The sequence below is a fragment of the Kribbella sp. NBC_01505 genome, assembly GCF_045040285.1.
Classification (GTDB): domain Bacteria; phylum Actinomycetota; class Actinomycetes; order Propionibacteriales; family Kribbellaceae; genus Kribbella.
Window position 1 is genome coordinate 7,342,799 of sequence record NZ_CP109425.1, and the last position, 23,368, is coordinate 7,366,166.

21 protein-coding genes are annotated in these 23,368 nt (G+C 68.6%); 8 read left to right on the forward strand and 13 right to left on the reverse strand.

From position 1 onward, the window contains the following. Positions 1-19 precede the first annotated feature (19 nt). Positions 20-895 carry a GNAT family N-acetyltransferase gene (locus OG474_RS34550; RefSeq protein WP_405057816.1) on the reverse strand — a complete coding sequence of 292 codons (876 nt, stop codon included), beginning with the start codon at positions 893-895 and terminating at the stop codon, positions 20-22. Positions 896-897: 2 nt separating this feature from the next. Continuing rightward, positions 898-4,026 (reverse strand): DPP IV N-terminal domain-containing protein, encoded by a 3,129-nt coding sequence (locus OG474_RS34555; protein WP_405057817.1) that lies wholly within the window; start codon positions 4,024-4,026, stop codon positions 898-900. 129 nt (positions 4,027-4,155) lie between these two features. Here OG474_RS34555 and OG474_RS34560 point away from each other — a divergent pair, with 129 nt between their 5' ends. Beyond that, positions 4,156-4,665: a hypothetical protein gene (locus OG474_RS34560; protein WP_405057818.1), complete on the forward strand. Its 510-nt coding sequence runs from the start codon at positions 4,156-4,158 to the stop codon at positions 4,663-4,665. Between the two features lie 50 nt (positions 4,666-4,715). After that, positions 4,716-5,786 carry a glycoside hydrolase family 172 protein gene (locus tag OG474_RS34565; protein ID WP_405057819.1) on the forward strand — a complete coding sequence of 357 codons (1,071 nt, stop codon included), beginning with the start codon at positions 4,716-4,718 and terminating at the stop codon, positions 5,784-5,786. An 11-nt stretch (positions 5,787-5,797) separates the two neighbouring features. Here the strand turns inward: OG474_RS34565 and OG474_RS34570 are convergent, their stop codons facing one another. The 5 genes from OG474_RS34570 to thiO form a co-directional block, all read right to left on the reverse strand. Then, positions 5,798-6,988: a glucoamylase gene (locus tag OG474_RS34570; protein WP_405057820.1), complete on the reverse strand. Its 1,191-nt coding sequence runs from the start codon at positions 6,986-6,988 to the stop codon at positions 5,798-5,800. A gap of 9 nt (positions 6,989-6,997) precedes the next feature. Further along, a complete protein-coding gene (locus OG474_RS34575) occupies positions 6,998-7,879 on the reverse strand; it encodes a DMT family transporter (protein WP_405057821.1) in 882 nt (293 codons plus the stop codon). A 44-nt stretch (positions 7,880-7,923) separates the two neighbouring features. Continuing rightward, positions 7,924-9,885 (reverse strand): Stk1 family PASTA domain-containing Ser/Thr kinase, encoded by a 1,962-nt coding sequence (gene pknB, locus OG474_RS34580; RefSeq protein WP_405057822.1) that lies wholly within the window; start codon positions 9,883-9,885, stop codon positions 7,924-7,926. Positions 9,886-10,008: 123 nt separating this feature from the next. Further along, a complete protein-coding gene (locus OG474_RS34585; protein ID WP_405057823.1) occupies positions 10,009-11,022 on the reverse strand; it encodes a LysM peptidoglycan-binding domain-containing protein in 1,014 nt (337 codons plus the stop codon). 110 nt (positions 11,023-11,132) lie between these two features. Further along, on the reverse strand, positions 11,133-12,275 hold the full coding sequence (thiO, locus tag OG474_RS34590; RefSeq protein ID WP_405057824.1) for a glycine oxidase ThiO: 1,143 nt from the start codon (positions 12,273-12,275) through the stop codon (positions 11,133-11,135). Between the two features lie 42 nt (positions 12,276-12,317). On the opposite strand from thiO, the gene thiE reads away from it, so the two are divergent. From thiE to OG474_RS34605, 3 genes are read left to right on the forward strand one after another with little or no spacing between them, the layout of a single operon-like run. Further along, a complete protein-coding gene (thiE, locus tag OG474_RS34595) occupies positions 12,318-12,965 on the forward strand; it encodes a thiamine phosphate synthase (protein ID WP_405057825.1) in 648 nt (215 codons plus the stop codon). After that, positions 12,962-13,384, forward strand: coding sequence for a ribonuclease domain-containing protein (locus OG474_RS34600; protein WP_405057826.1), 423 nt, complete (start codon positions 12,962-12,964; stop codon positions 13,382-13,384). Before thiE ends, OG474_RS34600 begins: the two co-directional genes overlap by 4 nt. Then, a complete protein-coding gene (locus OG474_RS34605) occupies positions 13,381-13,815 on the forward strand; it encodes a barstar family protein (RefSeq protein WP_405057827.1) in 435 nt (144 codons plus the stop codon). The genes OG474_RS34600 and OG474_RS34605 overlap by 4 nt, the downstream gene beginning before the upstream one ends. A gap of 1 nt (position 13,816) precedes the next feature. On the opposite strand, the gene OG474_RS34610 is transcribed toward OG474_RS34605, so the two are convergent. Then, on the reverse strand, positions 13,817-14,920 hold the full coding sequence (locus tag OG474_RS34610) for a polyprenyl synthetase family protein (protein WP_405057828.1): 1,104 nt from the start codon (positions 14,918-14,920) through the stop codon (positions 13,817-13,819). Between the two features lie 24 nt (positions 14,921-14,944). Between OG474_RS34610 and metF the strand changes: the two genes are divergently transcribed. Both metF and OG474_RS34620 read left to right on the forward strand, forming a co-directional pair. Then, complete coding sequence (gene metF / locus OG474_RS34615; RefSeq protein ID WP_405057829.1) at positions 14,945-15,862, forward strand: methylenetetrahydrofolate reductase [NAD(P)H]; 918 nt, start codon at positions 14,945-14,947, stop codon at positions 15,860-15,862. A gap of 16 nt (positions 15,863-15,878) precedes the next feature. After that, positions 15,879-16,409 carry a SixA phosphatase family protein gene (locus OG474_RS34620; RefSeq protein WP_405057830.1) on the forward strand — a complete coding sequence of 177 codons (531 nt, stop codon included), beginning with the start codon at positions 15,879-15,881 and terminating at the stop codon, positions 16,407-16,409. A gap of 15 nt (positions 16,410-16,424) precedes the next feature. On the opposite strand, the gene OG474_RS34625 is transcribed toward OG474_RS34620, so the two are convergent. The 3 genes from OG474_RS34625 to OG474_RS34635 all read right to left on the reverse strand — a co-directional run bounded on the left by OG474_RS34625 (position 16,425) and on the right by OG474_RS34635 (position 20,142). Beyond that, a complete protein-coding gene (locus OG474_RS34625; protein WP_405057831.1) occupies positions 16,425-17,561 on the reverse strand; it encodes a sugar ABC transporter substrate-binding protein in 1,137 nt (378 codons plus the stop codon). 80 nt (positions 17,562-17,641) lie between these two features. Next, a complete protein-coding gene (locus OG474_RS34630; RefSeq protein WP_405057832.1) occupies positions 17,642-18,598 on the reverse strand; it encodes an ABC transporter permease in 957 nt (318 codons plus the stop codon). Beyond that, a complete protein-coding gene (locus tag OG474_RS34635) occupies positions 18,595-20,142 on the reverse strand; it encodes a sugar ABC transporter ATP-binding protein (RefSeq protein WP_405057833.1) in 1,548 nt (515 codons plus the stop codon). Before OG474_RS34635 ends, OG474_RS34630 begins: the two co-directional genes overlap by 4 nt. A 159-nt stretch (positions 20,143-20,301) precedes the next feature. On the opposite strand from OG474_RS34635, the gene OG474_RS34640 reads away from it, so the two are divergent. Next, positions 20,302-20,928 (forward strand): PadR family transcriptional regulator, encoded by a 627-nt coding sequence (locus tag OG474_RS34640; RefSeq protein WP_405057834.1) that lies wholly within the window; start codon positions 20,302-20,304, stop codon positions 20,926-20,928. A 4-nt stretch (positions 20,929-20,932) separates the two neighbouring features. On the opposite strand, the gene OG474_RS34645 is transcribed toward OG474_RS34640, so the two are convergent. Further along, positions 20,933-22,042 carry an FAD-dependent monooxygenase gene (locus OG474_RS34645; RefSeq protein ID WP_405057835.1) on the reverse strand — a complete coding sequence of 370 codons (1,110 nt, stop codon included), beginning with the start codon at positions 22,040-22,042 and terminating at the stop codon, positions 20,933-20,935. 10 nt (positions 22,043-22,052) lie between these two features. Beyond that, complete coding sequence (locus OG474_RS34650) at positions 22,053-23,348, reverse strand: DUF3500 domain-containing protein (protein ID WP_405057836.1); 1,296 nt, start codon at positions 23,346-23,348, stop codon at positions 22,053-22,055. Positions 23,349-23,368 lie beyond the last annotated feature (20 nt).

Genomic DNA, 23,368 nt, shown 5'->3' on the forward strand with positions numbered 1-23,368 from the left:
ATTGGAAACGATCCCAAGGCTAGCCCAGTTCAAGAGTTGTCGTCGCGAAGATGCCGTCGTGGTCGAGCTCCGGGACGGCGCCGGTGTACATGCGGGCGCACTCGAAGGTGGGCGCCAGCCCGAGCCGCTCGGCCAGCTTCAGCGCGGGCAGGTTGCGGTCGGGGACATCGACGGCGATCGGGGTCCCGGGCTGGGTCGCGGCCAGGCCGGAGATCAGTGCGGCCGCGATCTCGTCCGACGCCGCGTGGACCGGACCGATCCGCATGCCGGTCTGCGCGGGCCGCAGTACGGCGAATCCTTCGAGCTCGCCGTCTCGGACGGCCGCGAGTGAGCGATGCGCGGGCAGGCCGACCCACGTCGCCAGGAATGCATCCCGGGCGGCTGGGAAGAACCGCCGGTCGTAGGCCGCCAGTTGGTCGAACGGAATCGACCGTCCGTCGACCAAGGCGACGTCGGTCGTGATGAGCGGCGGGATGCCTTCGTGGCGGATGTGGTTGTAGGCGTGGCGGAATCCGGACTTGCGGTAGTTCGGCTGCTGGTCGGCCACGCCGTCGAGCGCGACTGTCCTGATACCTTCCCCGCCCCACCGCCCCGAACTACTGCGACCGGCCAGCTGTTCCATCAGTGCGCGCCAGATCCGGATCCCGTAGCCCTTGCCACGCTCGGACGGCCGGACGATGTACAAGCCGAGGAAGGCGAAGTCAGCGCCGTACCGCACGCCGGAGATCGACGCGATCGGCTCACCGTCGAGCCGGCCGACCAGGAAGCCGGCCGGGTCGGCGGCGGCGAACGCCAGGGAGTCCGAGCGGCCCGGATTCCACTGCTCCTCAGCAGCCCATTCGCTGAAGAGGCGCACGTCCGCCGCGCTCGCCGTCGCGATCTCGAATTCTGCCATCGTCACCCTTCGCAGCAGAGCCGGTGCAGCCACTCGGGCTCGTGCCACCAGTATTCCGGATCGTCGGCGTGCGCCTTCGCCCGGCTGAGCGGTGCCGGACCCGCAGTCGCCGTCTCCTTCCCTGCCCACGGTGCCAGCAGTTGCTCGACCGTGTGGAGTTTGCCGGCCACCATGACCCGATCGACGGCGGCAGCTGCCCGAATGTCCGCGAGCGGATCGCCGGTCACGAACGAGAGGTCGGCCTGCGCACCCGGCTTGATCACGCCGAGCTTGTCCTCGAGGTTGAGCCAGCGGGCCGGGTTCCGGGTCGCGGTCGTGAGCGCCTCGTACGGCGTGAACCCGCCGGCGACCATCGATCGCAGGTTGGCGTGCAGTGAGATCGCCATGTTGTCCAGCGGGGTGTCGGTCCCGGAGATCACCAGCCCGCCGCCGCGATGGATCCGCAGCACCATGTCGACGTTCCCACGCAGCAGCTCGCGCGTGGTCGCCCCCGCCGGGCCCTTGGCCGTGGTCACCTCGCCCTGCAGGTAGGTGTACTCCCAGGACGGATACAACGTCGTTGTACGGCGATCGGTCAGCAGCGACGGATCATCGACGTGCGCCATGGTCGAGTTGAAGAGGGTCGGTGTGACGGACAGCCCGGCCTTCGTGAACAGGGTGACGACATCGGCGTACGCGCGGCCGAGGCGGCTGACTGTGTGCGAGTAGCCGAGCCGATTGGTCGCACCGGTGTGTTCCATGCCGTCCATGCCGAGGTGCTCGGCCGGGTAGAGGTAGTGCGACGACAACTGCAGCCCAAGCCGGTGTACGGCGGCGATCGTGCGGCGCTGGAAGTCGATCGGCAACCGGACGTAGGTCTTCACCAGGTCATAGCCGAGCCCCTCGACCCGGTCCAGCTCCAGACCGAGCTGCCGCACGCTCAGCGTCGGCCGCATGAAGTTGTAGTAGATCCGCGAGCCGTCGATCGCCTCGCCGGTCGCGAAGTACCGCGGGCCGGTCAGAGAGCCGTGAGAGAGCGCTTCCCGAGTCTCTTGCATCTGGTACGCCGGATCGCCGGGAGAGCGCGTACTCGTGATCCCGTAAGCCAGCCACAGGTGGCCTTGCCGCGCACCCCAGGCGCGCCCGCGCAGATGCCAGTGGTTGTGCGCGTCGATGAGCCCGGGCATGACGGTCAGGTTGGAGGCGTCGATGTCCGCGCGGCCGTGGTGCGGCCGGATCGCGGCGATCTTCGAGCCGTCGATGACGAGGTCGACGTCGCGACGGAGAGCGCTCTCTCTGCCGTCCCAGAGTGCGCCGGCGTGGATGGTGACGTGCTGTTTGATGGTGGCCCGACGGGTTTGCAGGTTGATGGGGACCGTGCGTGGGCGGGAGCCGTGCAGGTCGATGCGGCGGAGCCGGCCGTTGTTGAGGTAGAGCAGGGTGTTGTTGTCCTGCCACACGGGGGAGTCGGTGACCTCGGCGGTGATCGCGCGCGGTTCGGCGGTGAAACGGCCGCGTTGGTCGACCGGAACGACGTACAGGAGGCTCTCGACGACGAACGCGAGGTGTTTGCCGTCGGGAGAGAAGGCGGGGCCGTCGTCGCCGCGGGTGGCGAGCGAGCGGAAGGGCATCGGTTCGACGTACTCGAGGGCGGCGGTGGCGACATCGACGTACAGGAGTTGGCTGGTGCCTTCGCGGAAGCGCTTGGAGGTCGGCTTGACCGCGGCGAGCACCAGCGTCTTGCCGTCGCGGGACCAGCTGACGCGACCGGGCTGGAACAGGGTCGGCGTCAGTTGGCGGACGGCGTTGGTGGCGAGGTCGAGGACCCAGGCGATGCCGTCCTGGTCCTGGTAGGCGACCTGTTTGCCGTCGGGGGAGAAGCGTGGCGCGGTTTGGGCGCCGGGTAGCGCGGAGAGTTTACGGTTCGCGCCGGTTGCGAGGTCGTGCAGCCAGAGGTCGGCCGTTCCGTCGCGGTCGCTTGCGTAGAGCAACGACTTGCCGTCGGGCGAGAAGTCGGGGTCGCTGTTGAAGTAGCCGTCGGCAACGAGCTTGCGTGGTTGCCCACGGCCACTCGTTGCGGCCAGCCACAAAGCGTTCAGTGCGCGGAACGCAATCCAGCGACCGTCCGGCGAGGCCGTCGGCCCGGCGATCCCGAGCACCGGCCGGGATCCGGTGGACTCCAGATCGGGGGACTTCGGGCGCGGGCGCTTAGACGTGATCGGAACAGTGGCGGCGAACGGTACGACGGTGTGCGCGCCGCCGAGGTGGTGCCGGACAACGTGGCCGTCGGCGGTGTAGACGAGCTCGTCCGTCGAAACCCAGGACGGCGGCACCGCGAACACGTCCTTGCCGCTGGTCACCTTCTGGTCGCCGACCACGAGATCGCAGACCGGCCCGCCGAGCCGCACATACGCGAGCTGACCGGCGGGGGAGTAGGCCGGGCCGTAGACGCTGCTGCCGGTCTGGGCCGGGACGACGGTACGACGCGCGCCGGTGGGCAGGTGGACTTCGGCGATCGAGGAGGCGTCGACGGTGAACGCGATCTTCGTGCCGTCGGGGGAGACGGCGGGCTCGGCCTCTTCGGTTGGCTCGTCGGTCAGGGCGGTGATCGCGCCGGTGGCCAGGTCGAGGCTGTGGATGCCGTAGCTGCCGGTGCTGCCCCGGTCGGAGGAGAAGACGATCCTGGTGCCGTCTGGGGTGAAGTGCGGCTCGCGATGGTCATGGTGGCCGGTGGTGAGCTGCCGAAGATTGTTGCCGTCGGCATCGATCGACCAGAGGTGGAAGTTGCCGTCGCGGTAGGACTGGAAGACGATCCGCCGGCTGTCCGGTGACCAGCGCGGCCGGGTTGCGTCCTGAAGGTCGTCGGTCAGTCGGCGGGAGACCCCACCGGCAGCCGGGGTGACCCAGATCGCGGTGACCAGGTCGAAGGCGAGCCAGCGGCCGTCCGGTGAGGCCGCGGCCATCAGGTTCGTGCCTTCGCTCAACACCGCCTGGCTGGGCGCCGTCGTACCGGGTGCCGTCGTACCGGCCGTTGCGGCATCGGCCGATGCGGCTGAGAGAGCGCTCACCGCGGCGACGCCGCCGCTGAGCTGGAGTGCGCGGCGCCGCGAGATGCTCCAGGTGCCGGGATCTGTCGAGTCCTCGTGAACCACAGTCGTTCCAATCCCTCGGAGGCGGCCCGGTCAGAACGCACCGGGCGGGACTCCTTCGACACTGCCAGCCGTGCAGGTCACCAACGACCCTGACCGGCGCGTCGCGCGGGCTCGTCTATTGTCGGCGGCATGGTTTCGGTGTCGTCGCGGGTGCAGGCTCTGGCCGTGGGTGGTTTCTGTGTTCTGGTGGCGGTGCTGGCCGCGGTCTTCGTGGACGGCCGGCTCGATCGGCATTGGATCCTGCGGGGGCTGACGCTGGTCCTGGCGTTGTGTTGTGCCGCGTTGCTGACCGGAGATCAGAGCCGGCGGTTGCGGCGGATCATCGTGGCGGTCGGGCTGGCGATGTTCGGAGTGGTCTTCCCGGTGACGACCACCACCTGGGCGAGTCCGCCGGAGATCGACTTCGCCCTGCAGGTCGCCACGGACGCCGAGGCGGCAGCACAGAAGGCCGGTCGGACGGCGGTCTCCGTCGACGACGTGAAGGCGGCTGTCGCGGCGCGTGGTGGCGCGGTGGGCTCTCCGGTGGAGGCTCGCGGTGCCGACGCCTATCCGCTGATCCTGCGCGCCAATCCGGCCCAGGGGCGGCCGTGGGCCTGCTTGGGGTTCACCGGTCCGGACGCCAAGGTTCGTCCTTGCTGATTGTCCCCGAAGGTCTGGGCAATCGATTTCTCATCGCCTAGGGTCGCCGTATGACTCTTGGGAACCTGTCCGGAATCAGCGCGCTCGCCGATGTCGAGACGCGCTCCATCAGTGCGGAGAACCCGACCGGTGAGCCGGGCCGGGGCGGCCGCCGTACCGAAGGAACCGGCGCGCACGCGGCCCGTGACCTCGGTCAGGGCTGGAAGGTGTCGCCGTCGATCGAGATCGGGCCGGGGGAGACCGCGACCCTGGCCGACATCACGGGGTCCGGGGCGATCACGCACATCTGGCTCACGACTCATGTAGACCACTGGCGTCGGCTGGTGCTGCGGGCGCACTGGGACGGCGACGAGGCTCCGGCGATCGAGACGCCGGTCGGTGACTTCTTCTGCTCCGGCTGGGGCAAGTTCGCCCAGGTGAACTCGCTACCGGTCGCTGTGAACCCGAACGGCGGTTTCAACTGCTACTGGGAGATGCCGTTCCAGTCCCAGGCCACTCTGACGCTGGAGAACACTCACGACGAGCCCGTGGTGGTCTACTTCCAGGTGGACTACTGGCTGGGCGCCGTACCGGACAAGTCGGCGTACCTGCATGCGCAGTGGCGGCGGAGCAACCCGCTGGCCGCTGCGACCGTGCACACGCTGCTGGACGGCGTGGAGGGTCCGGGGCACTACGTGGGCACATACATCGCGTGGGGCGTCAACAGCAGTGGCTGGTGGGGCGAGGGCGAGGTGAAGTTCTATCTGGATGGGGACGAGGAGTTCCCGACCATCTGCGGTACCGGTACGGAGGACTACTTCGGCGGTGCGTGGAACTTCGACGTACCGCACCTGGGTGGGTACACCGAGTTCAGTACGCCGTACCTCGGGATGCCGCAGGTGATCCGGCCGGACGGGCGGTACGCGAGCCAGCAGCGGTTCGGCATGTACCGGTTCCACCTGCCGGATCCGATCCGGTTCCGCACTAGGCTGCGGGCCGACGTACAGGCGCTCGGTTGGCGGTCGGGTGGGCGCTATCTGCCGCTGCAGGACGACATCGCCTCGACGGCGTTCTTCTACTCGGCCAAGACCAGTACGACGCGTCCGGACGCGCCGGTGCATGACGTGATGGAACTGTGTTGATTCAAGAGGGGTTAAGGGATCGGCAGCGGCTTTTGCAGGGCCTGATCGGCGAGGACGACCAGGGCGGCGGTCCAGCCCAGGGGAGCCTCGCCGGCCGGCTGGCGGTCGCGGTTGACCTTCTCTGGCAGGCTTCCGCTCGGTGTGCGGTAGCGGTTGAGCCAGGCCAGGATCGACTCGGCTGTGGCCCGGTCACCGCGAGCTGCGGCGCTCAGGGCGAACATGGCGGTCTGTGGGGTCCAGGAGACGCCGTCCGCGCGCCATTCCTCACCAGGGTCCTGGCCGCCGTTCGGCTGGGTCAGGGCAGCGCGGGCGTTAGCGATGGCCTGACTGACCACCGTTCGCTCCGGAGCGAACGGTGGGCCCAGGACCGTGACGATCGCGTCGGCGCCACCACCTAGCAGGGCCGGCGGCAGCCCTGGTTCCAGAAAGCTCTCCGCGTACGCCGGGGTGCGCGGAAAGTCCGGTGCGAAGCGGCGCTCGGTCGCCGTGGACAGCGTCTGCAGCGCAGCCTGCCAGCGGGTGGCCTCGGCGGAGTGGCCGAGGTCGTTGGCGATCCGGATCGCAGCGCGCAGTCCGGTGAGCAGAGGAGCGACCGTGCCCAGTGTGACCTCGGACTCGGGCCGCTCCCAGTAGTCGGGCGACGGTGTGGGCAGTCCGTTCGATTGGAGCTCGCGGGTGATCTGGTCGGCGGACTCCCGGACCATGTCCCAGTGCTGTGCGCCGGTGCGGCAGAACCAGGTTGCCCATGGCACCCAGCCCGATCCGTCCAGTTGCTGCTCACGGCCGTCGGCCACTGGCTCACCTGTCTCCAGGTACCGAGCCTCCCACCGACCTGTGGTGGGTTTGATCCGGTCCAGGAAGTCGAGCACGCGCGCGGCTTCGGCGTACTGGCCAACCGCGCAGCGAGCTGCTGCGACGAACGACGCGTCACGCGGCCAGACGTAGCGCCAGGGGCCGTCCCAACCGGCCAGGGTGGCGCCGCTGGGCAGCGTGAGGGCGTTCAGATCGGCGAGGGCCTGTGCACGGAGATCGAGTGGCGGTGCGGCCGTGGCTCCGGATCGGTGTGGCACGCCGTCGGCTACGAGACCGGGCTGCGGGTAGTGGTCGAGGTTCAGCGCACCACCGCCCGCCAGGACAGCCAGCAGCACGGCGATCGCGGCAGTGGGGAACCACCGGACCCTCCGTGCGCTGTTGTCTCGCATCATGTCTCCCTATTGGGCGAGGTGCTGCACTTCGGCTTCGAACTTCCGCCGTGGTGCCAGCTCGACCAGGAACATCGCTGCCAGCACCAGAGCGCCACCGGTCAGCATCCGCCAGGTGACACTCTCCGAACTGAACAGCACTGCGAACGTCGACGCGAACACCGGCTCCATCGTCATGGCGATCGCAGCCCGCGTGGGCGTCAGATGGGCCTGCGCCCAAGTCTGCACGATCAGTGCGAGCGCACCGGCGATCAGTGCCATGTAGACGACGCTGATCCAATCGCGGGTGTTGCCGGGCACCGAGAAGCCGCCCGGGATGGCGCCGATGGCGCAGACGCAGGTAATCACGAGCATCTGGAGAGCTGAGAGGCCGAAGGCGTTTTCCGGGGTGGACCAGGCGCCCAGACCGATGATGTGCAACGCGTAGAGACCGGCGGAGGCCAGTGTGAGCAGCTCGCCGGTACCCAGGCTGAAGTCGCGCAGTGACAGCACGCCGAGGCCGACAGTGGCCAGCGCAACCGCCATCCAGGCCCAGCGACCGAGCTTGTGCCGCAGGATCACCGCAGCCAGGAGCGGGGTGAACACGACGTACATGCCGGTGACGAAGCCGGACACGCTGGCCGGCGTGTGCCGCAGGCCCTCGGTCTGCACCAGCTGGGCGATGCCGTAAGTGATGCCCAGGGCAACGGCCCGGCCGCGGTCCAGGCGGCTCAGCCGAGCGATCGCGCGCGGACTGATCAGCAGCAGGGCGACCGAGGCGATCAGGAATCGCAACGCCAGGTAGTCGGCGACGTCCATCCTGGTGAGGAGGTCCTTGGTGAGGAAGAACGTCGATCCCCAGGCCGCCGCGACTGCCAGCAGCGCCAGTACGGCAAGGCGCGAGCGATTCACCCGGACAGCTAATCACCCGGGCCTGGAGACGACCAAAACGTTGCTCAGAGCACAGTGACGGTGATGGTGCTGCCCGGCCGGACCTTCTGGCCGGCGCCCGGGTTCTGGGCGGCGACGATGTTCAGGCCGATGTTCAGCGCGGCCTTCTCCACCTTCACCTGGAACCCGGCCGTCGTGAGGATCCGCTGGGCGTCCGCGAGCGACTTGCGCTTCACATTCGGTACGTCGACCAGCGGCGGGCCCTTGGACACGACGACCTGCACCTTGTCCTTGGCGTGCAGCGTGCCGCCCTTCGGGGTCTGGCTGATCACCGCACCCTCGGCCACCTTCTCGTCGTACTGGTCGGTGCGGTTCACGACGAAGCCGAGTTTGCGCAGAGCCTTGTTCGCCTCGCGGTACGTCTTTCCGGTGAAGTCGGGGACCGCGATCGGCTGCTTGCCCTTGCTGATCACGAAGTTGACCGCGGTGTTCGGCGCTACGACCATGTCGAACCGCGGGTAGAAGTCGACCACCTGGCCGATCGGCACAGTCTCGCTGTACTGCTCCTTGACCTGACCCTGCACCAGTTTGATCGGTGCGATCGCGCGGTTCGCGGCGTCCAGATCCAGACCGGTCAGCTGCGGCATGCGGTATCGCTCCGGACCCTTGGAGACGGTGAGGTTGATCTCACCGTCCTTGCGGATCCGCTCACCCGACTTGGGGTCGGTGGAGACGACCTGTCCCTTCGGGACTTCCTCGGAGTACTCCTGGTTGGCCAGAGTGGTCTTCAGCCCGACCTTCTCGGCCTCTACCGCCGCCGAGGCCGCAGTGAGCTTCACCAGGTCCGGAGCGGTCGTGTAGCGGTGGATGCCGTAGTACCAGGCCGAGGTGCCGACGCCGATCGCTGCGAGCAGGATAAGGATGAGCGCGATCAGGCCGCGGCCCGGGCGACGCCGTACTGGAGGAGGCGGCTTGCGGGCTGCCGGCTGACCAGTCGGACGGCCGTGCTCCACCGGTACGACGATTGTCTCGTGCTTGAGCACGCTCACCGGCGTGATCGGGGTGACTTCGCGCGTGTAGCCGTCGTCGTAGTCGCTGTCCTGCCGGATCTGGTGGATCGGCACAGTGAGGTCGCCGGTGAGCTCCGGGTCGTCCGGCAGGCCCTCCTCGAGCGCACTGCGCACTCTGCGCACCTGACGGCTCAGAACGCGCGCATCCGCCGGCCGGAGGTCCCGGTCGCGGGCGGTGGCGCGCTGGACGAGCGCATCGACGTACGGCGGGATGCTCGGCTGCACGAGTGACGGAGCAGGTACGTCGGCGTGCACGTGCGCGTAGGCGACCTGGATCGGGGTGTCACCGCTGTGTGGCTTGTTTCCGGTCAGCAGCTCGTAGAGCAGGATGCCGGACGAGTACACGTCCGAGCGGGCGTCGGCGCTGCCGTCGGTCACCAGCTCAGGGGCCAGATACGAGACAGTCCCCATCAGCAGGCCCTGCGTCGCGGTGTTACCGGTGGCGCTGACCGCACGGGCCAGACCGAAGTCGGCGACCTTAACTGTGCCGGTGTCGGAGAGCAGCACGTTCTCCGGCTTGATGTCCCGGTGGACGATGCCGGCGTCGTGCGCGGCAGACAGTGCGGACAGGATCGGCGCCAGGAGATCCAGTGCCCGGGCCGGCGACAGCGGTGCGTGCTCACGGATCAGGTCACGCAGCGTTCGGCCGGGGATGTACTCCATGGCGAGGAACAGGGTGCCGTTGTCGTCGCCCTGGTCGAACACGGCGACCACGTTCGGGTGCGAGAGCTTGGCGGCGGCCCGGGCCTCGGCGACGAAGCGGCGGGCGAACTGGGCGTCGTCACCGAGACCGTCGTGCATGATCTTCAGCGCGATGATCCGGTCCAGACGCATGTCCAGCGCCTGGTAGACGGTGGCCATGCCGCCCTTGGCGACCCGGGCGCCCACGCGGTAGCGGCCGTCGAGCACACGCCCGACGAGGCGGTCGCCAACCTGCGTGCCCACGTCATCCGTCACTGCTGGTAAGCCGCCTCTCAAGCTACCTCTGCTCCCACGCAGTGTAGATAAGGCTCCAGGCCGACAGCGCCAGGCGCACCGCTGCCAGCGCTGCCGGCTCCGGGGCCTACCGGAGTCAAACGATCACTTGAGCGGGTTCCAGCCCTTCTCGAACTGGCCCTTCAGGCGCAGCACGCTCTGCACGTAGAGCTTCGTGTCGGGGTACATGCCGTTCTTCCGGACGCCGCCGAGGCCCTGGTAGTAGCCCGCCACCGCGACGTCGAGCTTGGCCGCGCCGGTGAGCCGGTCCAGCAGCACCACACCGGCGGTGACGTTGTCCTGGGCCTTCAGGAGGTCCAGGTCGCGGCCGACGATGCTGGAGGAGAACTTTCCGGTGGACGGGATCACCTGCATGGCGCCGATGGCGTTGGCGGGGGAGACGACCCGCTGCTTCCAGCCGGACTCCTGCCAGCTCACCGCGAGCGCCAGCTCCGGATCGACGCCGTACCGCTTGGCGGTGGTGACGATGAGGGTGCGCATCTGGGCGCGGGTCGGCAGCTTGCGGTTCTTCAGGGTCGCCCGGTTGCTGTCCGCCTGCGCGACGATGTGGTCGGCGTAGGTGCGGCCGGCGAAGGTGTTGTTCTTGTTCGCCTTGGGCTTCTTGGCGGCCTTGGTGGACTTCGCGGGCTCGGTGTTCTTCGCGGGCTTGGCTTTTGCCTTGACCGGGACCCGGAGGGTCTGGCCGACGAAGATGCGGTCGCTGGCCTTCATCCGGTTGGCCGCCAGCAGGTTCGCCTGCGAGCTCCGGAACCGCTTGGCGATCTTGGAGACCGTGTCGCCCGGCTTCACGACGTACCGGGTGATCCGGAGCTGGGAGCGCGTGGGCGGAGTCTTCGCGGCGGTCCGCGTCTTCGGCGCGGCCTTGGGCTTTCCGGGCAGCTGGAGGACCTCGCCGGCGTAGATGGCGTTGCCGTTGCCCGGGAGCTTGTTCAGGGCGACCAGGGTCTTCACGCTGGTCCCGTAGCGGGTGGCGATGTGGCTGAGGGTGTCACCGCTCTTGACGGTGTAGGCGCCGAAGCCCGGCGACCCGGCGGTGATCACCCCGGCAGCCAGCACCGGGACCGCGATTCCGGTCAGTACACGTACGACGTTCCGCATAGTCCATCTCCCCGTGTCACGTCACTTGACCGTAAGTGCTGATACAGATGTGACAACAGAGGCGAATGGGGTGATTGTTACGCCTGTAACTCAATGTTTATATTGTTTGGTCAGAACTGACCGAAACGGCTGCGCAAAAAAGGTTTACCGAGATCCGGGAGCACGCCGGTGCGGACGGTCTCGGCGAGGATCGCCGCGGTGACCGGGGTCAGCAGGACGCCGTTGCGGTAGTGACCCGTTGCCCAGAGCAACCCATCGAGCCCGGACGGTCCGAGGATCGGCGCGTTGTCCGGAGTGGCCGGCCGGAGCCCGGCGATCGTCTCCACCAGCTCGAGTTCGTCGATGACCGGCAGCACGGTCCTTGCATCGCGCAACAAAGCGAAGACGCCGCCGGCGAGCACCCGGGTGTCGTAGCCGAGCTCGTTGCTCGTGGCACCTACCACCAGTTCCCCGCCGGGCCGGGGGACCAAATAGACCAAGAATCCGCGCGCGGTCGCCCGGACGGTGTGATTGAGCACCGGGCGATATGCCTCCGGGACCCGAAGCCGCAGTACTTCGCCTTTGACCGGGCGTACTGGTGCACGGAATTCCGCGGGCACGCCTTTCAGTTGCGCAGACCACGGTCCGGTCGCGGCAATCACCAGAGCGGCATGTACGGCGCTCCCGTCCGCGAGCTGCACGCCGATGGCCGTCGTACCGGAGGTGATGAGGTGGTCGACGCTCTGACGGATCAGTGTGACGCCAGAGATCTCGACTGCGTGCAGTAGAGCGGTGACCACCTGCCTGTTGTCGACTGAGTGGTCGCCGGGGACCCAGACGCCGCCGGAGACGCCATTCGCTAGCAGGGGCTCGCGTTTGCGGGCCTCGCGGCCGGACAGCACCTCCACCGCCAGACCGAGGCCGCGCCGGTACTCCGCCAGTCGACGGAGCTCGGCCGCGTCGTCGACGTCGTAGGCGACCGACAGCGTGCCGGTCTGATGCAGACCGGCGGACAGACCGGTCGCCTCCTCGAGGCGGGCCGCGAAGTCCGGCCAGGCCGCGACACCGGCCAGGTTGAGCGCGAGCAGGTCGTCCTCGCCGTACTCGACCTCGGTGACCGGGGCGAGCATGCCGGCGGCGACGATGGAGGTCTGGGTGCCCGGAGTCGGGTCGCAGACTGTCACCTGAAGGCCGTCGGTAGCCAACTGCCAGGCGGTCGCCAGACCGATCAAACCGCCGCCGATCACCACCACATCAGACGTGTGCTCAGGCATGCCGTCACCCTACGTCCGGGACGGCATGGCAGGCTGTGCCGTGTGACTGAGTCCACGGACCGCCTGCAGGACGCCCGCCTGTACCTGTGCACGGACGCGCGCGAGAAGCAGGGTGACCTCGAACAGTTCCTGGACGCCGCACTGGCCGGCGGCGTCGACATCGTGCAGCTCCGTCAGAAGGACATGGAGGCTGCCGACGAGCTTGCGGCGCTGGAGGTGTTCGCAGCCGCCTGCAAGCGGCACGGCAAACTGCTGGCGGTCAACGACCGCGCAGATATCGCCTTCGCCGCGGGAGCCGACGTACTGCACCTGGGGCAGCGCGACCTGCCGGTGCACGCGGCCCGCGGTGTCGTCGGGCCGGATCCGATCATCGGCCGGTCCACCCACACCTTCAGCCAGGTGAACGCGGCGGTGGCTGAGCACGGGTCGGAGTACTTCTGTGTCGGTCCGACGTGGGAGACCCCGACGAAGCCTGGTCGTCAGGCGGCCGGACTGGAGTTGGTCTCCTACGCTGCAAGCCGTCAGCAATCAAAACCCTGGTTTGCGATCGGCGGTGTCGATCTGGAGCGGTTGGACGAGGTGATCGAGGCCGGTGCGACCCGAGTGGTCGTCGTACGGGCTATCACTGAGGCTGACGACCCGGCCGCTGCGGCTGCGGAGTTCAGTCGGCGACTGCGGAGTGCTGGATGAACAATCCGAAGACCGTCCGCATCGTCGCGGCGGTAGTGATCGCGATGCTGGTGCTCACGCTCGCTGCCTCGCTCTTCGGCTGTGCACCGGCGAAGCAGCCGACCGCTACGCCGAGTGTCGATCCGGTCAGCGGCCTGCGGTACGTCGCGGTGGCCGAGCTGCCGAAGGAGGCGCAGGACACGCTGAAGCTGATCAACAAGGGCGGCCCGTACCCGTACAGCCGCGACGGAGTGGTCTTCGGCAACCGCGAGAAGATCCTGCCGAAGCAGAACAACGGCTACTACCACGAGTACACCGTGAAGACGCCAGGGGAGAAAGACCGCGGCGCCCGGCGGATCGTGGCAGGTAAGAGCGACGAGCACTACTACACGGACGACCACTACGTGTCGTTCCGCCGGATCGCGGAGGACAACGGATGACCGACCTGCGTGCCTTGCTGACCAAGGGCCTGCGCCCCGGCGTCTACCGCTGGCAGTCCGGCCACACCACCGACGCCGTACGCCGGGAGGTCGCCGCAGCGGGCTGGGACTTCGTTCTGCTGGACACCAGCGACGTCCACGACAAAGCAGGCTTCCTCGACCTGTGCGCGACCGCCTTCGACTTCCCGCGCTGGTTCGGCCGCAACTGGGACGCTCTGGCCGACTCCCTCAGTGATCGCTCGACAGGCGAGGCAGAGATCGTCCTGTGGACCGGTCTGGAACACCTGCTGGAGCACGACCACGACACTGTCGACGTAGCCCTGCAGATCCTGGCCGAAGACATCACCAACTCCGGACAGCTCCGAGTCCTGGTACAGGAGCAGCCCAAGGCCAAGACCCCGGCACTGCTCACCGCACTACCTGTCCTTTAGATCAGAGCACGCGGGACGTTGCGGCGATCGCGAGATCAGTCAGGCCCTTTCGGGCAGTGTCGTCGGCCAGGGGGGCGCGGTCGAGCGCGTCGAGGGCGTCTTCGGTGCGTTCGGTGATCAGGTCCTCGCAAGCCTGTACCGCGCGGGAGTCCTGGAGGATTTCACGCAGCAACTGGATCTCGTCGTCGTCCAGGTCCGGGCGACCGAAGAGGCGGTCGAACTCGGCCAGCTGGACCTCCGACGCGTGGTCGACGGCGTAGGCGACCAGGACAGTGCGCTTGCCTTCCCGCAGGTCGTCTCCGGCCGGCTTGCCGGTCAGGGCCGGGTCGCCGAAGACACCGAGCAGGTCGTCGCGCATCTGGAAGGCCTCACCGATCGGCTGGCCGTACGCCGACAGGGAGTCGATCAGGGGCTGGTCGCAACCAGCCAGCGCAGCGCCAACGTGGAGTGGGCGCTCGACCGTGTACGACGCGGCCTTGTACCGGAGTACGCGCAGGGCCAGGTCCATGTCGGACTCACCACTCGCCTGGGCGACGAGGTCGAGGTACTGACCAGCGGTCACCTCAACCCGCACAGAGTCGAAGAAGCGCGATGCGCGGGCCAGTGCGGCCGCGTCGAAGCCAGAAGTGTGCAGGAGCTCGTCGGCCCAGATGAGGCACAGGTCGCCGAGCAGAATCGCCGCACCGACCCCGAAGTTGACCGGATCGCCGCCACGGCCGGATGCCTCGGACCGATCCCGCTGCAGTGCCTCGAATCGCCGGTGTGCGGCCGGAGCGCCACGCCGTACATCTGAAGAGTCCATGACGTCGTCGTGGACCAGAGCGCTGACGTGCAGCATCTCCAGACTGGCTGCTGCGGTCAGGATCGGCTGCGTCTCGTCGCCACCGGCGGCCCGAAAGCCCCAGTAGCAGAACGCCGGCCGGAGCCGCTTGCCGCCGCTGGTCGCGTCCCGGGCGGCCTGCACGACCTCGCCCAGCTCCGGCCCGATGGCCGTCAGCCGCTGCTCCTGCAGGTCCAGGAAGCCCGTCAGCGCGCGCTGGACCTCGGTGGGGATATCCACTTCGCCATACACGTCTCGGAGGGTAGTCGGTCGCTGCACAGGCATCGACGGCGCGGGTAACCTTGGCGCATGGCAAACGGTCTTCCCTCCACGCTCCCCGGCAGCACTCCGACTGTCCGCGAGCTGCTGGCCAGCGGAAGCCGTTCGTTCTCCTTCGAGTTCTTCCCACCGAAGACTCCGGAGGCCGAGGAGGTGCTGTGGCGCTCACTGCGCGAGATCGAGCAGCTACGCCCCACCTTCGTCTCCATCACGTACGGCGCGGGCGGGACTACCCGCGACGGCACCATCCGGGTCACTGAGCGGGTTGCCCAAGACACGTCGCTCACGCCGATCGGTCACCTGACCTGCGTGTCGCACTCACGCGATGAGCTGCGTTCGGTGATCGGTGCGTATGCCGGCTCCGGCGTACGGAACATGCTGGCACTACGCGGAGACCCGCCCGGCGGTCCGAACCAGCCGTGGGTCGCACACCCGGAAGGCCTGAACCACGCCGTCGAGCTGGTCGAGCTGATCCGTGAGCTCGGTGACTTCTGTGTCGGGGTCGCAGCGTTCCCCGACAAGCACCCGGAGGCAGCCTCGCTGGAGGCGGATGCCCAGGTGCTCGCGGCCAAGGCGCAGGCCGGTGCGGACTACGCGATCACCCAGATGTTCTTCGGTGCGGACGACTACTTCCGGCTGGTCGACCGCTCCGCTGCGCTCGGCTGTGACATCCCGGTGCTGCCGGGCATCATGCCGGTGACCAACATCAAGCAGATCCAGCGGATGGCCGACCTGACCGGGATGGCGCTGCCGACGGCCGTCACCGAGCGGCTGCTGGCGGTCGAGGAGGACCCGGTCGCCGTGCGGCAGGTCGGGATCGAGATCGCGACCGAGCTGTGCGAGCAGCTGCTCGCCGGTGGCGCACCGGGCATCCACTTCATCACGCTGAACCGCTCGACAGCCACCCGCCAGGTCTTCCAGAACCTGAGCAGCCACGTCGGCTCCTGAGCCCTATCGTGGGCTGATGGCTGACCCGTCCGACCTGCTGGTCGATCGCACCCTCGTCCTGCTCCGGCACTCCAAGGCCGTCCCACCGGAGTCAATGCCGGACCTGGAGCGGCCGCTGGCCGACCGCGGTCGCGCGGACGCCGCCGCGGCCGGGCGCTATCTGGTTGCCCAAGGCATCGAAGCGGACCTGGTGCTGTGCTCGCCGTCGCAGCGCACCCGTGAGACCTGGCAGTACGCCGCCGAGGCCGGAGTGACCGCAGCGGACGTCTGGTACGACCGGCGGATCTACAGCGCCGGTACGGACGAGCTGCTCGACGTACTGCATGACACCCCGGCTGAGGCCCGCACGGTGATCATGGTCGGGCACGCCCCGGGCATCCCGTGGCTGGCCGACGAGCTGGCGCTGGACGGCACCAGCCCGGAGCGGGTTCAGCTCACACAGAAGTACCCGACCTCCGGGCTCACCGTCCTGCATCTGACCTGTCGCTGGGCGGATCTGGCGGTGGACGACGCAGACCTGACGTCGTACGTCGTCCCACGCGGCTGAGCCTGTTGGCTGGTCCTACGGCAGCTTCCAGAGCTTCTTGAACTGTGCCTCGTAGCCGGCGGGGAACTCCGGTTGCGCCGAGGACAGCTTCGTGTCGGTGGTCAGCCACCACTCCGGGGCGTCCGCCGAGCTGTAGACGTCGCCGTTCCCGTCGACCACCTCCCGCGCGATCGCGTCGACGATCTGCCACCCCTGTACGGCGAGCGGGTTGCCCGTGTATCCGGTCGCATCACCCTTCTGGAGCTCGCCGATCTGCGCCTCCAGGGGGGAGTCGCCGTAGATCGCGATGCTGGGCAGGCCCGCCGCCTTGAGGGCCGCGACCAGGCCGTTCTGCATCAGGCCGGCGGCGCGAATACTGATGGTGTTCGTGTCCGGGTGGGCCTGCAGGTAGGAGACCACGAGCTGTGGGACCTTGCCGGCGAAGAGGTCCGCGGCGGCGATGTTCAGGTTGTCGAAGCTGCAGGACGCACAGTACTCCTTGAGCGTCGAGGCCACGCCGTCGTCGGTGGGTTCGAGGATGCTGGAGTAGACCGGCGCCGTCACGTTGACGACGTGCGCGGCCGTTCCGGACTTCTCGGCGGCTGCCGCGATGCCGAGCCCGATCATCTTGCCCCGGGTGACCCCGGCCACCAGCGCGGAGTTGACCTCGGCCGAGATCCCCGCCGTACCAGGCTTGTTGCCGGTAGCGGCGCCGACGACGATCACGTGCTTGTCCTGGGCTGCCTTGAGTCCTTCCTTGATTGCCGCCGCATCCATCGCGACGAAGGCCACCGCATCCGCGCCCGCGTTGACGGCCGAGAGCATGGCCGAGTTGAGTGTCGCTGGGTTGGCCGCGTCCCAGGTCTGCACGTGCGCCGTCCAGCCGAGTTCCTTCGAGGCGGCCTGGAACCCGGAGTAGATCGTCTGCGACAGGCCGATCCCGTCGGAGAGGAAGTACACCTGCTTGCCTGGTGGCGGGGTCGTCGACAGCGGCTTGCTGACCGGAAGGGCGGTCGGAGGCTGAAGGTAAGGCGCCAGCGCTGTCTGCGCCTTGGTGCCGGACGGCCCGGCCCCGCCGCCGGCAGCTGTCGTTGTTCCGCCTCCACTACCGCAAGCAGCCAGCAGAGAGGTCGCAGCGAGGACGGCGATCGCCGCCGAGGTTCGGATGTGCATGCGCTGAGCTCCTTGGTTCTTCTGGTCGTGCAAAGGACAGAGCTGGTACTTCGAAGTCGTGGGCTGCCGGTGCTCGAGTGCTACTGCCGGCGGCGGCGCGCGGCGAAAGCCACCGCGAGCAGCAGGACCGCCCCGTTGAAGAAGTCGGCGACCCAGGGTGTGGCGCCGATGAGCTGGAGACCTTTGATCCCGGTACCGATGGCCAGCGCCGACACCAACGAGCCGGCGACGTTGACACGGCCCTTGAACTGGGTGCTGCCGAGGAAGACGGCCGCGATGACCGGCAGCAGGTACCCGGTGCCGGTCGTGTCGGTGGCCTGGCCGATCTTCGCGGCCAGGACGACACCGACGGCCGCGGCCACGATCGAGGAGGCCAGGATTGCGGTCACCTGGAACCCGGAGGCCCGGATTCCGGTCAGCCGCGCTGCCTCGATGTTGCTCCCGACGGCCAGGATCCGCCGGCCGGCCGGGGTGTGCTCGAGAACGACGTAGCCGGCGACGCCAAGGACGACGGCGTAGCCGAAGGGCCGCGGGAAGGGACCCCAGTACCCCTGACCGAAGGCCGCGAAGGAATCACTGAACTTTCCGGTCAGCGTCGTGCCTGCGGTCAGCTTCATGGTCAGCCCCGTCGCCACGCTCATCATGCCGAGGGTGGCGATCAGACTGTCCACGCGCAGCCAGGTGACGAGGAACGCCGTCACCAGCCCCAGCCCTGCGCACGCCGCGATCGCGATCAATGCGCTGGGCAGGACGCCGAGGCCGGTGGTGATGCTGAGCTTGGTCACGATCACCATCGACAACCCGGCCATCGCCGCGAACGAAAGGTCGATGACGCCGGCGGCGAGCGCCAGCGTCAGACCGACCGCCAGGGCGCAGGTGATGGCCTGGTCCGCCAGCACCGTCTTGACGGTGAGCTCGGTCAGGAAGATGTCGGGCCTGAGGACACCGAACAAGACGATGACGCCGGCCCAGACGAGCAGGATCACGTGCCGATCGAGCCACCTGAGCGCGCGGGGCGCGGCAACGGGTACGGTCATGGCTGCTCCTTGAGCGTCAGCGAGTCGATCCGATCCCGATCGAGCTCGGCGCCCCGGACCTCTGAGGCGACCTCGCCGCGGCGCATCACCAGTACGCGCGTGCACAGCCGGGCCAGCTCGTCGTTGTCCGAGGAGGCGACCAGGACCGCCGCCCCGTCCTGCGCGGCCTGCCGGATGCGGGCGTGGATGACGCCCGCGCTGCTGACGTCCACGCCCTGCGTCGGTTCGTCGAGCAGGAGAACGGTGGGGGTGGTCTCCAGACTGCGCGCCAGCATCACCTTCTGCTGGTTGCCGCCGCTGAGTTGCTCGATCGGCAGGGCCGGGAGACCAGGCCTGATGCGCAGCTGATCGATCCACTTCAGGGCGATCGCCCGGCGCCGGCGGGAGTCCAGTACGACGCGACCGCGTGCCGGGATCCGTGCCAGGGTGAGGTTCTCGGCGACATCGAGGCCGGGAAAGATGCCGTGCTCGCGCCGCCGGGCGGGCAGCAGGGACACTCCCCGGCGGACCGAGGTGCCTGGCCGGGACGGCGGCAGCGTGCGCCCGGTGACGAGCACCTCGCCGGCGCGGGGGAGCCCGCCGAAGACGGCCGCGGCGACCTCCTCGCGGCCGGAGCCGGTGATGCCGGCGATCCCGACGATCTCACCGCTGCCGACCTCGAGATCCAGGCTCCGGATCGTCCGCGAGCCGAGCCCCCGGACGGTCAGCGCCGAGCCGGCCGGGTTCCGCGAGCCGGCCGGGACGGGAATGGCCAGGTCCTGCTGGGCTTCCGCGCCGAGCATGAGCGCCACGAGGTCGTCGGGCGATTCCACGGTGGACACCGGCTTCGCCGCGACGACCTTTCCGTCCCGGAGCACCGTCACGGAATCCGCGTGGCGCATCACTTCATCGAGGTGATGGGTGATCAGCAGGGCGCCGATATCACCTTCCAGCAGGCGTTCGAGGACGGCGAACAGGTGGTCGGCCTCCGAGGTGTTGAGGTTGGCCGTCGGTTCGTCGAGCACGACGAGACATGTCCCGTGCCCGCGCCGCGGTGCGATCGCACGAGCGATGGCGACACCGGTCTGTTCGGCCATCGCGAGCTCGCGGACGGGACGGCGTACGTCGATGTCGTAGCCGATCTGCTCGAGCAGCTCCCGGGTCTGCTGGTGGGTCGCCCGCCAGTCGATCCGGCCGGATCGTCCACGGCGGTAGCCGACATCGAGCGCGACGTTGTCGGTGACGCTGAGGTCGGGGATCAGCCCGAGGTCCTGATGGATGAACTGGATCCCGGCGGTGTCGGCCGAGCGCGCGTCGCCGAGATCGAGCGGAGTGCCGCGGACGGTGGCGCTGGATCCGGCATCCGGCCGGTAGAACCCGCTCAGGCATTTCACCAGCGTCGATTTGCCCGAGCCGTTGTGCCCGATCAGCGCTCGCATCTCACCCGGCAGCACCTGCAGGCTGATGCCGGTGAGCACCCGCACGGCGCCGAACGTCTTGGTGAAGCCTTCGAGCTGAACGACGGGGCGAGCCCGTTCATCGCCTGCCGACATCGCCACGCTCATGCTGGCCTCCGTCTCCCGCAGATCGGCCGGCGGTCTCCCCGAGCCGGCGGGCCGAACGTATGATGCGGGGCAAATCATGTCAATAGTGACATCTAAATAGTTACAGCCTCATTTCGCCGGTCCGCGTGAAAGTCCGCCGGATTGTGGCAGGATGTACATGTGTCTCTGCGCTACGCGATCCTTGGAACGCTCTCCACCGAGCCCAACTCCGGCTATGACCTGGCCCGGCAGTTCAACCTCGGCCTGGGGTGGTTCTGGTCGGCGTCCCACAGCCAGATCTATCCCGAGCTGCGCCGGCTCGAAGAGGCCGGACTCATCGAGGGGGCGGTCACGACCGTCGGTGAGAAGCTCGAGAAGCGCGTCTACGCCATCACCCGGACGGGTCTCGACGAGCTGGTGGCCTGGGTCTCGAAGGCCCCGCAGTACCGGCCCAATCGCGACCCCGAGCGGATCCAGCTGATCTTCTCCGACCTCGCCGGCTCGCGGTCCGTCCGAAGCCATCTCGAGCTGCACGTCGAGTACTACGTCCGCCGTCGCGACCAGGTGCGTCAGACGCGCGACCTGATCTCGGCCGGCCGGCATGCCCGCGTCCAGCGGCGAGTGGCCGGCCGGACCCCCGCGCAGCAGGCCTTCACACTGCTGCTGCGGGAGATCGCGTACGACGGCGAGGTCGAGCGCGCCGAGCTCGAGATCGCCTGGGCTCAGCGCGCCCTCCGGGCCCTCGACGAGTACGAACGGCGCTATCGCGACCAGGACAGCCCGGTCGTCGGCGTCGAGTCCGTCTAGGCCGTCAGATCGGCTCGGCCAGTTTCGCGAGGGCCCGCTCGACGATGGCGGTCTGCTGTTCCGGTGGAGCACCTTCCTGCTCCAGACGCCCGATCTCGATCGAGCTGTCGACGACGTACCGGCAGCGCTCCTCCCGTCGTCGCAGGAAGGCGTTGAGCGCCGGAGGTACGGCACCGTGACTCGCCAGCTCCGCGGCCAGGACGAGGGCGTCCTCGACCGCGATCCCAGCCCCTGAAGCCAGTTGGGGCGTCGTGGGGTGGGCCGCGTCACCGATCAGCACCACCCGGCCGGAATGCCAGGGCGCGGGCAGATGGAAGGTCTCGAGCGGACGGAACACGATCTCGGTCTCGGGCGTGACCTTGGCACGGATGTCGGCGACGATGCCGCCGTAGCCGGACAGCAGGTCGACGAAGGTCTCGTAGAGTTCGCCGGGTTCGCGGAACTCCTGCGGGGTTCGCTCGGCGACGAAGAGGTACATCTGGGTCGCCGAGACCGGCGTGAAGCCGACCTTGGCGGGGCCACCGAGGAAGTAGTGCCGCCGGTCCACGTGACCGGGCCGGTCGGTGAGGATCCGCCACACACTCTGGCCGGTGTATTCCGGCTCGGGCGCGGTGGGGAAGATCTGCCGTCTCGTCCGCGAGTAGATGCCGTCGGCCCCGACGACAAGGTCGTAGCGACCGGTGCTGCCGTCACTGAATCCGACCTCGACCGCGCCGGGATCCTGCCGCAGCCCGACGACCGAGGTTCCCAGCCGGACACCGATCCCGGCGTCCAGGATCCGGCTCGAGAGGATCTGGTGCAGCACCGGCCGCATGATGCCGCCGCAGCCGGCCACACCGGCCGCGGCCGGCATCGGCGTCGGCACGTCCCAGAGCGGCTCGCCCGCCACGGAGCACACGCGGATCCCCTGACCGACGTACCCGTGGGTCCTGAGGTCTTCGTAGACGCCGAGTTCGCTGAAAGCGCGCAAGGTCGCGCCGGCGATGGTGATGCCGGCGCCGTACACCCGCCAGAGCGGGTCGATGTCGATCAGCTCGACATCGATGCCGTGCTGGTCGAGCGCGATCCCGGCGGACATCCCACCGATGCCGGCGCCGACGACGAGGACTCTCACCGGCCGCGGTTCATTGGTTGCCGCCGGCATCGACCTGGTGGGCCATCGAGCCGCCGTGGTGGAGTGCGTAGTGCTGGGCCAGCAGGTTCTTGGCGTAGTCGTTCCCGTTGGGCTCGCGCACGATCGTGTGGACATGGAACCGGTCGGGCTCGGGGTTGGCGAGGAAGACGCCCGGATGGTTGTCGTACTCCACCAGCAGGACCGGCGAATGGATGCGGTAGTAGAAGGCGGCCTCGTCGTCGTGGCCGCCCCGCCAGACGAAGCGGGTCTCGTCGAAGTGCCGGAGCACCTGGTCGAGCTTGGTCTTGGCGGGCCGGCCGGGCATCCGGTCGAGGTAGACCCGCAACAGCTCGACGAGGCGGTCCTGCTGGTCGCTGGTCAGCTCGTCCGCGCGGATGCCTTCGGACGGCAGCACCAGATTGTCGGCACCGGCACCGCCCAGATGCCGCCCGTTCCAGGGGCCGGCCAGCTCCGGCGGCAAGGCGGCCGCGGCGATGGAGCTGCTGAGCAGGAAGCCGGGCTCCTGGGCCCGACTCAGCGACCTGCGGAGATCGAGCCCACGCCTGGTCTCCTCGTCGAGCGCCCGGACGCCACGGTGCACACCGGTGACGGCGACGGTCGGCTCGGCTCCGACGAAGACGGGCGCGAAGACGAGTTGGCTGCCGACGAAGACGCAGTGCAGGTCGATGTGATGTCCCATCAGCTGCCAGCCCCACGGCTCGCCGGACCCGGGATCCCCGAAGACGGTGAACCAGTAGGCGAATTCGGTCAGCGTGTCGTTGTAGTCGTCGACGAGCTCACCCAGAGCGCCGTTCAGTTTCATCGCGGCCCGGACCAGGGCGAACCCGGCGGGGCTGAGACTGGCCTCGATCACGTCCAGCGCCCGCCGGCGCTGATCTTCGTCCAGCCGCTCCAGGCGCATGCCTTTCGGCGTCCAGGTCGGGATGGCGTTCGTCCACAACCGCCAATCCGGAGAGGTCATCGGCAGGTGCGCGATCGTGAGCTGGTACGGCGCCAGTACGTCGAGGTAGGCGCGCGCGGCTGCCATCGCCGCCAGCGGCCGCTCACCGGTGTCGACCAGGGAGTAGAGGCCCTCTCGAGCGGTACCGCTCTCGGTGATGCCGACAAAGGGATCTCGGTAGTGCCGCTCCCCGGCGCTGAGCTCGAAGGCCGGCACCTCGGGCAGCAGATCGGTGTAGAGGAACGAGTCGACGAGCGGCAGTGCGCCCTTCTCGGCGGGCAGCGGGAAGCGTGAGCGGTCCGGGAGGTCGCCGGTGTCGTGATCTCCGGCATCGAGCTCTGTCATCGCCTGCTCCTTCGATGGTG